This window comes from Corynebacterium felinum (assembly GCF_030408755.1).
In the GTDB taxonomy this organism is placed as follows: domain Bacteria; phylum Actinomycetota; class Actinomycetes; order Mycobacteriales; family Mycobacteriaceae; genus Corynebacterium; species Corynebacterium felinum.
Window position 1 is genome coordinate 3,127,246 of record NZ_CP047209.1, and the last position, 12,935, is coordinate 3,140,180.

Annotated in this window: 11 protein-coding genes; 5 read left to right on the forward strand and 6 right to left on the reverse strand. The window is 53.6% G+C overall.

Going from position 1 to position 12,935, the window contains the following annotated elements; all coding sequences use genetic code 11:
- Nucleotides 1-94 precede the first annotated feature (94 nt).
- A complete protein-coding gene (locus tag CFELI_RS13125) occupies nt 95-640 on the reverse strand; it encodes a hypothetical protein (protein WP_277104433.1) in 546 nt (181 codons plus the stop codon).
- Nucleotides 641-732: 92 nt separating this feature from the next.
- Here CFELI_RS13125 and CFELI_RS13130 point away from each other — a divergent pair, with 92 nt between their 5' ends.
- The 5 genes from CFELI_RS13130 to CFELI_RS13150 all read left to right on the forward strand — a co-directional run bounded on the left by CFELI_RS13130 (nt 733) and on the right by CFELI_RS13150 (nt 5,297).
- The gene (locus tag CFELI_RS13130) at nt 733-882 is read left to right on the forward strand and encodes a hypothetical protein (protein WP_277104432.1); all 150 of its coding nucleotides are present in this window, start codon (nt 733-735) and stop codon (nt 880-882) included.
- Between the two features lie 109 nt (nt 883-991).
- Nucleotides 992-2,743 (forward strand): hypothetical protein, encoded by a 1,752-nt coding sequence (locus CFELI_RS13135; RefSeq protein ID WP_277104431.1) that lies wholly within the window; start codon nt 992-994, stop codon nt 2,741-2,743.
- 5 nt (nt 2,744-2,748) lie between these two features.
- Nucleotides 2,749-3,057, forward strand: a complete 309-nt coding sequence (locus CFELI_RS13140) for a hypothetical protein (RefSeq protein ID WP_277104430.1) — start codon at nt 2,749-2,751, stop codon at nt 3,055-3,057.
- A 12-nt stretch (nt 3,058-3,069) separates the two neighbouring features.
- A complete protein-coding gene (locus CFELI_RS13145; RefSeq protein ID WP_277104429.1) occupies nt 3,070-3,741 on the forward strand; it encodes a hypothetical protein in 672 nt (223 codons plus the stop codon).
- Nucleotides 3,742-3,746: 5 nt separating this feature from the next.
- Nucleotides 3,747-5,297, forward strand: coding sequence for an AAA family ATPase (locus CFELI_RS13150; protein WP_277104428.1), 1,551 nt, complete (start codon nt 3,747-3,749; stop codon nt 5,295-5,297).
- 37 nt (nt 5,298-5,334) lie between these two features.
- On the opposite strand, the gene CFELI_RS13155 is transcribed toward CFELI_RS13150, so the two are convergent.
- The 5 genes from CFELI_RS13155 to CFELI_RS13175 form a co-directional block, all read right to left on the reverse strand.
- Nucleotides 5,335-7,071, reverse strand: a complete 1,737-nt coding sequence (locus CFELI_RS13155; RefSeq protein WP_277104427.1) for a DUF5635 domain-containing protein — start codon at nt 7,069-7,071, stop codon at nt 5,335-5,337.
- 399 nt (nt 7,072-7,470) lie between these two features.
- A complete protein-coding gene (trhO, locus tag CFELI_RS13160; RefSeq protein WP_277104426.1) occupies nt 7,471-8,406 on the reverse strand; it encodes an oxygen-dependent tRNA uridine(34) hydroxylase TrhO in 936 nt (311 codons plus the stop codon).
- A gap of 102 nt (nt 8,407-8,508) precedes the next feature.
- Nucleotides 8,509-9,534 carry a putative glycoside hydrolase gene (locus CFELI_RS13165; RefSeq protein WP_277104425.1) on the reverse strand — a complete coding sequence of 342 codons (1,026 nt, stop codon included), beginning with the start codon at nt 9,532-9,534 and terminating at the stop codon, nt 8,509-8,511.
- A complete protein-coding gene (gene pelF / locus CFELI_RS13170) occupies nt 9,512-11,221 on the reverse strand; it encodes a GT4 family glycosyltransferase PelF (RefSeq protein WP_277104424.1) in 1,710 nt (569 codons plus the stop codon). The genes CFELI_RS13165 and pelF overlap by 23 nt, the downstream gene beginning before the upstream one ends.
- Complete coding sequence (locus CFELI_RS13175) at nt 11,218-12,669, reverse strand: hypothetical protein (protein ID WP_277104423.1); 1,452 nt, start codon at nt 12,667-12,669, stop codon at nt 11,218-11,220. The genes pelF and CFELI_RS13175 overlap by 4 nt, the downstream gene beginning before the upstream one ends.
- Nucleotides 12,670-12,935: the final 266 nt, after the last annotated feature.

Genomic DNA, 12,935 nt, shown 5'->3' on the forward strand with positions numbered 1-12,935 from the left:
CGTTTGGCCCCTCCTTTTTGCGGGGCAGCAGTAATCTACCGAATGACTACTGCCTCTAAATTCAACTTCAGTCGGGCACTTACAACGAACTTTATCAAGACCGGGACTGCAGCAGATGCCCGAACTTCCGTACTTGATCAGCCTGACCTAGTTTTCGAATTCTAGAGCCGTGCCGCAAACTACCAGCAACAAAATACTCACATTGCGCTATATCAAGCTCGTCATTAATCATGTCTAGCCGAGCTAACAAAAGTGGATAATTTGAACCCGTGCAGTCAATTTCTTGGGGTATCGAGAACCAGATCTTCCCATCAGTTGAATATTCAGTAGCTCGAGTGTCAGAATTATGTGGATTCGAATTCGTTTCCCGCATGTAGACATTTATCTCTGAATTCTGCGCTGACTCGAGAAAACCTTTCAAAAGAGGCTTAACTGGGCTACCGAGTGAGCCACCGTAACCCCAAAAGCAATAGCCAACTGAACGGATTTCTTCCTGCTTCCGTTCAAGAATTTCTTCCAAAGTCTGTCCACCATGAGGGCCAGCTGACATGAACAAGAAGCGGTTCCCAGGGGTGAGGTTAAGCATTTCGTCTCCAGACGCCATTGAAAAAATCTTCTCCGTAACAATATCAATGCCCACAGACATCACTAATCGCGACGGTCACCGTAGTCACTCAAAAGTCACTAACCACACCTTCTCCAACCCCAGTCCCAAGCACACGGCGTGCAAACGTGCACTATGCAACACACGGCGTCGACAAGCATAAATTCCGCGCAGCACGCTATCTCGCCGACTCAGCTCACGACGCCGACGGGGCAGACCCATCCACCACGACGGCACAGCAGGCTAAACCACACGACAAAGGGGAGCGCAAGGGGTAAAAACATAAAAAGTATCGCAATTTGGGTTTTATTATTGATAGGCTAACAGACGGAATAAAAACCCTTTTCGTTAATACAACTTCACATAAGTCACGAAAGAACCACACACATGGCCGGATACGATTACAGCCCCCTGATTCGTAAACTCAGCGAACACGTCGACGTAGTCAACGAAAATATCCTCACCGTTAACCGGCAAGTTGACCTTCTCGGCCACGAAGTCGGCGAAGTACGCACCGACGTCGCAACAACCAAAACCGAACTGCTCGCCCTGCAAAAAGCGTTCAACGACTACGTCAACCAAGCCGAACGCATCGCCGCAATCCAACGCGCCGAAACCAAACTCGGCAACCTCCAAGCCGACCTCGACCGCCAATACGGCCACTACAGCATCGTACGACGCACCTCCATCGGCGTACTCCAAGCCTTCGACATCGGAAACGTCACCGACGACGTCGTCTCCCACGTCTCCGAAGAACTCATGATCCAGTCACCCGGCTACTGGCTCGCACCCGCACTCGTCGCACTCGCCGCATGGAGCCGCGACGACAAAGAAATCACCGACTGCTCCATCACTGAAGCCTACAAACGCAACCCCGCAAAAACCGCCCTCTTCTTCGCCCTGATTCTCCGCCGCGTCAACCGCATCGACGCCGCAATCCACTGGCTCAAGCACTACCTCAAAAACTGCAACTCCCGCGCACTCACCCGCGAAACCGCAGTCATCCTCGAAGCCGCATCCCACAACGCCTTCGGACCACAAGGCGCACAACTGATCTCCACCCAACTCCACGAGTGGAATCACAACCTGCGCATGAACGACGACATCACCAAAACCCAAGTCAACGAATGGGTCAAAGAAATCGAAACCAACGCGGCAATCCTCGCCGACAAAGAATTCGACACACTCGCAAGCTTGAGCCCCGACTTCCCGCAAGCAAAAGCAATGCTCGAAGCCGCAACCGCCCTCGGAAGAACCACCGAAAAATACACCAACGTACGCGACAGCGAATACTCAGCACTCGGCGCAATCGAAGACCTCCTCGACGACCTACTCGAACAACTCGTCACCGAATACGACGACGAAGAACTCCCACTACGCCGCGAAGTAGCATTCAACGAAGCCATCATCGACACCGACGGCGACCGCGAACGCTCCAAAGAACTCGCCAACCAATACATCCGCGCACTCGAAGAAACAGTCGACGCCGTCACCCTCCAAACCCGCACCGCAATCTCCCCCGAAATCATGGGCGTATCCATCCGCACCCAACAAATGGCCATCGGCAGCGGCATCGACGACTTTTCCCAAGCAGTCAAAGACTACACCCGCAACTACCGCGCCCAGGCCATCACTGATCTGCGCATCGAACTCGATAGCACCCACAGTGGTCAAGCAGCCACCTACAACTTCATCGGCTACCACACCACCACAAGTGAAAACGAAGCCGACGCCATCGAGCGCCTCGAAGCAGCATGGGCAGCCACCTTCAAAAACCACATTGACACCCTGAAATTCACACTCCCCATCGTCCCCATCCTGCTCGCACTCTTCGCAATCATCGTCTTCTTCTCCATCGGATTACTCCAAGGCATCCTCGGCCTCATCCTCATCCCCGCCGGCATGTACTACTGGATAACACACAAGAAGAAAGCCGCCGAAAAAGCCATCGCCGAAGCCGAATCCCACCGCGACGAAGCATTCACTCACTCCAAACACATAATGCTCCAAGCACGCGCCGAATTCACCGACCTCATCCTCGAATACGAAGAACTCGACAGCGACCAAGAAAAACTCGAAAACCTCCTCCACACCTGGCCAACCCGCGTCACCCCAGCACTCACAACAGACAAGAACTAACCACCATGAACAACCCATTCCTCAACGCAGAACCTGCCCCCAACACCGAAGCGGAAACCACCACAACCAACGAACTGGTTGCTACCACACCGGCGACAGCACCCGCCGTCGTCAAGCCAACAAGCAGGAGACGCCCACGCTTCGTCGAACGCCCCACCGACGAAAACACCCCCATCGTCAACCGCCGCGACCTGCTCACAGCCAACAAAACACACAACGGCAAACCCCAAATCTCCCGCGAACGACAAATCGCCGGAAACCTCCCCAACTGGGAACCCACCCCACCCGGTGGCATCACCATCAACCGACACTAACCCACACAACACATGCAACACGGCGTATACGAAACCTGGGCACGACGCATCACCGAATGGGGAACAGACCCAACCGTTGACCTCAGCGACCTCCCAGTCATCACCACAGACATGTTCCCCCCAGCCACATTCACACGGCTATTCCGACATATCGACAAAGCCACCACAAAAATCTACACACGCTGGGAAAACGACCTCATCCGCAGCTTTAAAACAGCACAAAGCGAAAACGACATCGCACACCTACTCACCCAATCCCGCGCACTGCTACACACCATCGTCGAACTCGCGCAACACCCCAGCCTGCCACAAGAAGTACACGAGGTGCTGATGAAAGACACAACAACCTCAATCACCAGCATGCAACAACAACTCGAAGAGGCCGCCGCCGAACACACCCACAGCAGCACAATCACCCCCGACACACTGCTGAACATCGTCAAAAACACCCCACTCACAGCAGTACTCGACCCACATTTCCGCAACAACGCAGCAATCAACCAAATCCTCACCCACGCCGACAACGCACAACCCGAACCCCAACACCCCACCCCACAACTCGACTCAACCAGCACCTACAACCCATTCCACACCCAAGCAGCAACCAACCCAAACCCCTTCACACACCCTGAACCAACCCCCTCAACCCCCACCTTTGTCCAACGACTGTGGAAGAGGAAGTAACCACCGTGCCTAACTACACACAAACACGCAACACCATCACACAATTCCTCACCGCACGCGTCCCCCTCATCGTCGTGCACTCCATCGAACCCAACCGCGTTCTGTCCATCCTGCGCGACATCGCCGCCAATTTCCCCAACATGCCCTTCTTCGAATACTCCGGCACCGAAGGGCTCACCGAGCTACTCAGCAAACGGAAAGTCTCCGAAGACCCCTCACTGCACGGCGCACTCGACATGGCGAAGCAGACCTTCAAAACCCGCGCCAACGTCAACTACATCTTCTCCGACATCGACACTATCGACGCCGACTCCACCACCTCCAGGCTCTTCGCCCAAATGGTGCGTCTATCCGAGCAATACCAAGGATCCATCATCCTTCTAGTAGACAAACCCGTCTGGCCAGGCCTTTCCCGCCTAGGTATGTCCACCACCCTCGATCTGCCCGACATTGATGAGCTTTATGATGCTTTAAGCGAAACCATCGAATCTAATCGCATGAACATCATCATCGAGTGGCAGCACGAAGAAATCCGCCGCGCAGCAGAAACCCTCCTAGGAGTCACCGAATCCGAAGCAATCAACGTACTGGCAACCCTGTTAGCAAAAGGAAAAATTGCCCGCTCTGACCTGGCAGAACTTTCCCAGTTCAAAGACCGCATCTTCGGTGAAATGACAGGCATCGAACGCATCACATTACGCGAAGACTACACAATCGGTGGGCTGGCTACCTTGAAATCCTGGCTGACCAAACGCGAAGTCCTGATCAAATCCGACCTGTCTGCCACCGCCTTACACCCACCCAAAGGCATTCTGCTGTGCGGCGTACCCGGCTGTGGCAAATCCTTATCCGCCAAAGCCATTGCCCACCAATGGCAGCTTCCCCTCTACCGCCTCGACATGGGCTCAGTCTTGGGCATGTACGTGGGGGAATCGGAGAAAAACCTCCGCGAAGCACTCGCCACCGCCGATCGGGTAGCGCCCTGCGTGCTCTGGATCGATGAGATTGAAAAGGGATTGGCCAATAGCGCCAGCGACCCTTCAGTAACCAAACGACTCATCGGCCAGTTTTTATACTGGCTTCAAGAATCCACCTCCAAGGTATTCCTCGTGGCCACCGCAAATGACGTGTCAACACTACCTCCTGAGCTTTTACGCAAGGGGCGTTTCGACGAAGTATTTTTCGTCGATCTACCCACCGCCGAGGAGCGGGAAGAGATCCTGCGCCTTTCTTTTATCAAGTACATCCAACAATGCCCCAGCCCTGAAATGCTCGCGGAGCTTACTGCCGTATCGGAAGGTTTCGCCGGATCTGATATCGACGCTGCCGTGCACGATATCGCTTCGGAAATGTTCGCCCATCGCAGCTCAACACTGCCCGATGACGACTACATTGCCGAAGTGTTTAGAAACGTGGTGCCTTTCTCCCAATCCAACCCGGAAGAAGTCGAAGCGATCCGCCAGTGGGGCCGCACCCGTGCCGTACCCGCCGGCTCGACAACCGTTTCCACTCCGCTACCACCACAACATAACACCCCACGCCGAGTGCTTTTCTAACAAGCGATGAGGTCAACTAGGGGGCGACACATCCCCCCTATTTTTCTTTGACCTTTTCAAATCGGGTGGCACGACCTTTGCCCACGCAGACCATGAGGCCATGTTCTACCGCAGAAGCAAGCGCGAGACGTGCAGTATTACTTGAAACTCCACAGAGTTTCTCCAGCGTACCTGTTGTAATGCTTCCGAATTGCTCAATCCAACTCAGTGCGGTTTGGATAAGAACAGCAGCATCGGTAGTGAGATAAGGAACCAACGGGAAAACCGCGTTTCGATCTGAGTTTTTCAGCAAATATTCTCGTACCGGTCGGCCTAACACCCACGCATTATGGAGTTTTTCCACAATTGGTTGCTCGTGGAATACCGTTTCACAAGCAATGTGGATCGTATGTAGTGCCATTTCATAGGTATCTTGCAGTAATTGCGCCAACTGCTCAGTGCTAAGAAAAGCCTGGTAGAAAAGACCGTGCATGAAAATAGCAATGCGGTAATCCTCTTGACGCACACGGGGAAGAAGCTGCTGCATGACAGCCATCACAACAGGGTTTGGGCGACCACCAATAAGGATGGTTTCCACGCTTAAGTTTGGTAGCTGCTCAATGATTGGTGGGCGGTGCCCCACAACAATCATTGATTGGTACATACGATCGACACCAAAGCCCTGCTTTTCCACCATTCCTAAAGATCGGTACACATCCGCCAACGCCGGATATCTATGCTTTCGCTTGCTTAAGACATTGTTCGGCGTGATCCCAGATGGAAAACCTCCTGGCGATCGTACCTCTAGGCGACTATCAGCGCTAATCCACCGAACCTCTGTGGGCTGTTTTTGTAGCCAGTCACGGTGAATCAGCCCATTCAAAATTGCCTCGCGGAGCGCAACTGTGGGAATAAGCGGGATAAACTTATGCACCAAATCTGCCTGTATTGTACTGTTCACATTCACCACTTCTAAGGCTGCGAGTATCTCAGCGAGCTGTTCCAAACAGCTCTTGTGAGGATTCGCCGTGATGCGTTTCAAAACGGAGCCTCCGACCACATCACAGATTGTTAACTCAAGAACGGACCACCCGACAGGGCAGAACAATAGCTTTCCAGCCCCCGTGAGCACTCCATCGATGGTGCAGGCTCCGTGCCTGAGCAGAAAACTTTCCACTGGTTCACCTTCGTAATCAATCCCAAGATCTCTGAGCACATTCATTGCTGAAGTGGGCACATCTTGTACGGTCGCAGGGGTGAGCTGAGCCATTTCATCGAGGTTGCGCCTTTTTCGTTGTGCCTCCCACCATTCTGCTGGATCCACCGGTTTACATTGGTCGCCTACACGCCACCGGAGTGCGCCGCCTTGCCCGGGGACTGGTGCCGGTGCCTCTGCGACATAGATCACCAAAATCCGTACCCCCAAAACTTTGTGTTCCTCAATATAGGGTGCGCAATGAATGCGGGAATCTATTTGCTGGCGAAGCCAATCAACATTTAACGCGGTACCGATGAGCTCCCCATTTTTATCCCCGACCCCTACAACCAACACTCCGCCCCCAGGTGAATTAGCCATGCAGGCTACTTCCCAGGCAAGCTGTGTCGCTGCCTCGGGGTTCTGCTCTACACCTGGTCTAATTTCCTTGCCATCACGACGACCGGCTTCTTCTTTGAAATCAATAGAAGCGGTTTCATCAATTTTCTTCAGACACCCATCAGCAGCGGACTCAATGATCTGTTTGACTTGTTTTTCTAGGTTGACTCGATGGGACATAGGGTCAATAAAACTATTCATATCACTTCGCCTTCCTTAGTCCCACTCCACCTTAGCTCAAAATTGAGGGATTAGGCAGGTGCTAATCCCTCAAAGAATTCCACTTTTACCGAAACACTGCGGGATTAAGGGGGTGCTAATCCCTCAAAGATTCCTACTTTTGTGGAAACTCTGCGGGATTCACAGTGACGAGCCCCACCTAAGCCTTCGCGAAATTCCACGCTACGCAGCTTCTAACAACCAACGTTCTCAAAATGTCGCACGTATGAGGCAAAGCCTAGACCCACATTGCCACAATCACCATGACCTAATCCCGCAAAGGGGCGGGGCGCGAAACATGGGCTAAGAAAACCCCCGCCGGTGCACAGGCAAGGCGGGGGGAGAGTGAGTAGACGGGGAAGGAGGTGGGCAGCGCTGTGCTTAAACGCTGTGCGTTTTCGCTTCCTGCTGTGCTACTTCAACACACTCGGGGCGGCCGCAATGGCGGGTTTCAACATTCTCGAAACACTCAGGGCACATCAACACCAGATCGCGGCAGTGATCCTCATTGATGCAGTGCTCAAATTTATTCGTCGGCTGACCGCACTGGCAATGACCCAACTGGATAAAACCGGGGTCTTTAATACCGCCACCGAACTCCATGTGCATGCGGCGATCGAACACGTACAACGAGCCCTCCCACAGGCCATCATTGCCGAACTTCTCACCGTAACGCACGATACCGCCGTCGATCTGATACACCTCTTTAAAACCGCGGTTGAGCATCAGTGAGGAGAGAATCTCACAGCGAATACCGCCCGTGCAATAGGAGATCACCGGCTTATCCTTCATCCAGTCATACTTGCCGGACTCCAGCTCCTTGATGAAATCATGAGTCGTGCGCACATCAGGCACAACGGCATTCTTAAACTTGCCGATTTGGGCCTCCATCGCATTACGCCCATCAAAGAACACAACCTCATCGCCGCGTTCCTCAACCAGCTTATTCACCTCTTCCGGCTTCAGGTGGACGCCGCCGCCAATCACGCCCTTCTCATCCACCTTCAGCTCACCGGGAGCGCCAAAAGCCACAATCTCATCGCGTACCTTCACGCTCAGCTTCGGGAAATCCTCAGCTGACCCCTCAGACCACTTAAACTCAGTGCCACGGAAACCCGGGAAGTCGCGGAATTTACGGATGTATTTCTTGCATGCCTCCATATCACCGCCGACAGTGCCGTTGATGCCGTGCTCAGAAATGAGGATACGACCCTTCAGCCCCAGAAGCTCGCACAGCTCACGCTGCCACAGCATCACAGCTTTAGGATCAGCAATCGGAGTGAACTTGTAGTACAGAAGAATCTTGCCAACACTCATAACTCATAAGCCTAACCCGTGAATATATGCAGCACCTAAAACACAAAAACCCGTGAAAAACCACGGGCTGATTGAGATCCGCACCAACGATTGCGTCAACTGCTACCGGCGAGTGATCCTCAGCTGGCCGGAACGACGCATCAAACCCTTCTGGCGGGTAGCACCAAGATTGACAGCAGCCTGCCCGTGGGTAAAGTCGCGATAAAAAACATTCCCCTCGCGCTTTATCCCGCCGACAGGAAGACCCAAATCAAGATCCGCATACAGAGGAAGGCAACTGTAATCATCGTGGGCCGTTGCCGTCACCGCAATATCGCGCGTAGGGAAAAACACCCAGGCAGCAGCAAGTGCAAACTCCACATAGCGTCGCCTGGACCACGGCTTCGCCGGAACACGGGCAATGATCAACCCATCGCAGTCCATCTGCTCCATCTGATCAAGGCAACACTCAACATCCAGCCACCCATCACCGGCGTTACCCCAACCCAACCAGCATTCCTCAAAACCCCCGCCGAAACGGCTATGGCGCAACCAGCGTTCAGGTTCACACCGCGACTCAGCAATATTCGGAACAAGAAGTTTGCCCTGTTCATTCAGCTTCGCCCCCGCAGTGTGTACTAGCGTATCTAGCCCAGAGCGCACCATACCCATATCAAGACCGTGCCCGTAGTAGTCGCCGAACACATCATTGTCGGCCATCACGCCGTCGAAAGGCCCCGCAGCGATTTCCCCAACAACTGCGCGCACCCACGCATCCTGATACTTTTTCTCCCACACTTTCTGCTGCACGTGCTCCGCATAACCAGCCCACTGCTCGTCGGTAGCGCAGGTGTTAAGCGCTGTCGCATCCTGTGGGGAAATCCCCGAAGAATACACAGGACCTGGCTCATATGTGCGCACAGAAGACAAACACTTATACGCCAACACCACAGTGTGCGGGTTCGCTTCCTTGAGTTGTTGCGCGGCGGCAACCTCCCACGGCTGGAGGATAGCAACGCGAAACTTTCCCGCCGCGGCACGCAATTGGCGTGGCGAAATCGGATACCCGTAGCGTACCCACGCCAAGCGTGGACGTGGGCGCTGCGTGGCGTGGGTGCGTGAGGATTTAGACACGCTGATAGCCGCCACCGCCTAAACTTTTGCGGAATTTATGTTGGCCGGGGTACCTATCCCAGGCACGCGCCGGATAATCATGAATATCGTCAGCTCCCCGCGCCAAATCAGCGGTGCGGGCACTTAAGAAACGGCGACCATACTCGCCTGCGCCGAGGCGTCGATAAATAGCGTTATAACGCGCCATCACCTGCGGCATCAAGAAAATAGTGCGGATGCGGGCAAGGGAATTCTCATGCCACTTTATATATGTTTCCGGGCTCTTCGTGAGCATGATCATCAGCTCCGCCAAGCCCTTCGAATCGCCAGGTTTCACCAAATCACCGCAGGGGTGGATCTCGTTGCCTTCCTCATCAATGAGGACGTCGGTGACCAGCTGATCCATGCCTCCCACATCGGTGCCGATCACCGGCAACCCGATCACCATCGACTCCAGCACCACAATCGGCTGCCCCTCATTGAAGCTGGACAGCACCAGCGCATCATAATCGTGCAACACGTCGCGCACATTCACCGTGCCGCGCAGCACAATGCGGTCTTCCAACCCCAGCTGTTCAATGTATTCTACGCAGCGCTGATAGTACTGGGGTACGTGCTCGGTGGGGCCTAGCACATCAACTTTGATGTTGTCGATGCCGCATTCTTTGAGATAGTTGACCGAATCGATCAGCTCAATAATGCCCTTAATAGGTACCACGCGGGCGATGCAGGCGAAACGCCAGGTCTTTTTCTCGGCGATCCCTTCGTTTGCTTCACGACGTCGGTTACGGGCGTAGTCGAAATCCTCCCACACGATCCCGTTCGGCAGCGTTTCAGACTTTGCCCGATCACCGGCCAAATCCTGCGCCTCATCAATAGCTTGGGGGTACAGGTAGGTGATGTGTTCTGCTTCCGTATATAAAATCGCGCCCATCTCTACCCACCACCACGTCCAGAACTTTTCAAAGGTGGTTTGTGCCAGCTCCTGCGGCGACTGCATGGTCACTGGCAGACTCATCTCACGGTTGAGCAGCGCATTGACAGTGTCGCGCACATACAAATTGTGCTCGGTTAAGAAAAACGCGCCTCCATTTTGGATCGCTGCCGTGGCCGCCACCAGCGAGGCATAGCCTGTGGTGTGCGCGTGATACACCTTCGCGGGAGGATTGAAGCGGTGCAGCAAGGAATAGCCGAGCGAGAAGAAGTCACGCACCAGCCAAAACAGCTCACCGAGCGTAATATCGCCGGCATCCCCGGTTGCTTCAATCGCCGCCGCCATTAAATCTTTATGGGTCAGTGTTGCCCACACATTCCACGTGCGGGTCTGTGGGTTCATTGCCTCGTGATACAACGCGCGCATCGGTTCAAAATTGCCCGCAATCGTTTGCTTAATCGCATGGACGAGTTGGCGGACTTGGCGCGGTGTCGCCTCACCCATACATGCTTGGGTGAAGGCTTCTTTCGTTTCCTCAATGGAGAGGTACAACACATCAATCCACGCCACATTCTCCGGCACACCATAGAGATCTTTTGTCGGGGCTTTGGAGTCCCAGGCGATGTGAATAATCCCGAAACGTAAGTCAGGGTTGTGGGTAATAATGTCATGGACTACCGCCGACACACCGCCTTTGAGGTAGGGGTAGGTCGATTCCATGACTAAAGCCACATCGACTTTTTCTAGTTCAAAATTGCTATCGGGGAAGCGAATACGGGGATGATTCACCAGGAAACCGCCTTGTTCCAGAAAAGTTCATAAGGGGTGCGGGCCACACCCCGGATCACGCATACCACCGCCACAACAGACAACAACGCTGCAGCACCACAAGCGATATACAGCCCGACTAGGGGACTAAAAAGAACGAAACCTATAGCTACGGCACAGGCATAGGCGCCCCCACACATCGCCGCCGGGAAATTGCGCTGCATCTGCGACAACTGCGATGTGGACAAATACAGCGACAACAACAAGGGCGGCAGCAAAAAGAGCACTAAGCTTTCCGCGTTATGGCGCAATCCCAGCAGGCCGCTCAGCAGCAGGATTCCGGCTCCAGACATCGCCGCAATACTGATGGTGGATACTGCCGAGGCCCCCAATTTTTTTGTGGCTGTGACAATATCTTCATCCAACTTGTTCAGTGGGGAATCATTCACCCCAGTCATCAGCGCGCGGAAACTGTTTTCGACCACTGGGAATTGGGTGCTGTAATACATTGATAATGCCACCACTACGGGCACCAGTGCGACGTAGACCATGAGCACATCGACGCTGTGGGGGTTGAGCGAAATGAGGAAGAATTTGTCCGCCCACAACACGCTGCCCGTCAAGAATCCAAAGCCGGTGTGCATCAGTGCTGTCATCCAGTCGATACGCATCGGACGGAAAAGCCCCGTGAGGTTTTCACCCATGAGGAAAATTTGCGGAATCACACCCATTAGCGGGATCACAAACCACAAGTGGGGTGCCAACAGTAGGGAAGTGGCATACAAAAGCCAGCCGAGGAATACAAAGAAATGGTGTTTGGTTTCCTGGGCGGCAATGAGTGATTGCGCAAAGATGAGGTTGCTGAGCAGACCAATGACATAAATTGCGATGCGGTCGAGACCCCAGCCGGTAATATTGGCCATGATCAGCGCAAAGAAGCTCAATGGCAGAAGGGAAAGAAGCATCATTGTCGGCCACACGCTGGCAAAGGCGCGGAAGAATGTGGCGGGATCTTTGCGGCTGGTCCTTGCCAGCGGCTCGTAGGTGGGCATCACTGCGGCGCTGGTAGCCCAGGGGACAGTGATAGCAACCATGAGCACCACGATGATGCTGTCTGCAAGACGCCACATGATCAGGGGGAAGACTGTCATCAGCAGCGCTGTTGGAGACATGTGGACGAGGATTTGCCAAGGCTTGCCTTGAGAGAACACACCGATTGCGGCAACCACGAGAAGACAGAAACCCAAAATTCCGATAGACGCACTCACTTCGGGCACACCTGCTGACGCTTGCGATTGTGCAAACCACTGCCACACCATCACCATGGCCACGAAGGAAAGAATAATGAGCACACCATAGCCTACAATCACGGCATTGTGGCTGCGCAGGAATGCCCGGCAATGGTCAATGAGTGACTGTCGGCTACCAAGACTATTGGGGGAATCTCCAGACCTGTGTTTTAGGGACAAAAGGTGCTCCTTTATGCTTTCAATTTCCGAATTGAATGAAAGAAAAACAAGACCCCACTAATGCAGGTATAGTGCAATTACTACTTGCATGTATCATCCAACACTTCCTCAAATTACCGTAATGAGCTGGACGTTTGCAACTAGTTCGAACTAATGAAAGACCATATTTTCACATAGATTAAAACGTGGATTTCTCAGGCTCATGCAAGCAGGAAATGTCGTGAACACACCTTTGTTAAGAATTGCAAAAACGTTAACACCTGAGC

Coding starts and splice junctions, on each gene's coding strand:
- CFELI_RS13135 (WP_277104431.1), top strand. CDS start 992: ATGGCCGGATACGATTACAGCCCCCTGATTCGTAAACTCAGCGAACAC.
- CFELI_RS13140 (WP_277104430.1), top strand. CDS start 2,749: ATGAACAACCCATTCCTCAACGCAGAACCTGCCCCCAACACCGAAGCG.
- CFELI_RS13145 (WP_277104429.1), top strand. CDS start 3,070: ATGCAACACGGCGTATACGAAACCTGGGCACGACGCATCACCGAATGG.
- CFELI_RS13155 (WP_277104427.1), bottom strand. CDS start 7,071: ATGAATAGTTTTATTGACCCTATGTCCCATCGAGTCAACCTAGAAAAA.
- trhO (WP_277104426.1), bottom strand. CDS start 8,406: ATGAGTGTTGGCAAGATTCTTCTGTACTACAAGTTCACTCCGATTGCT.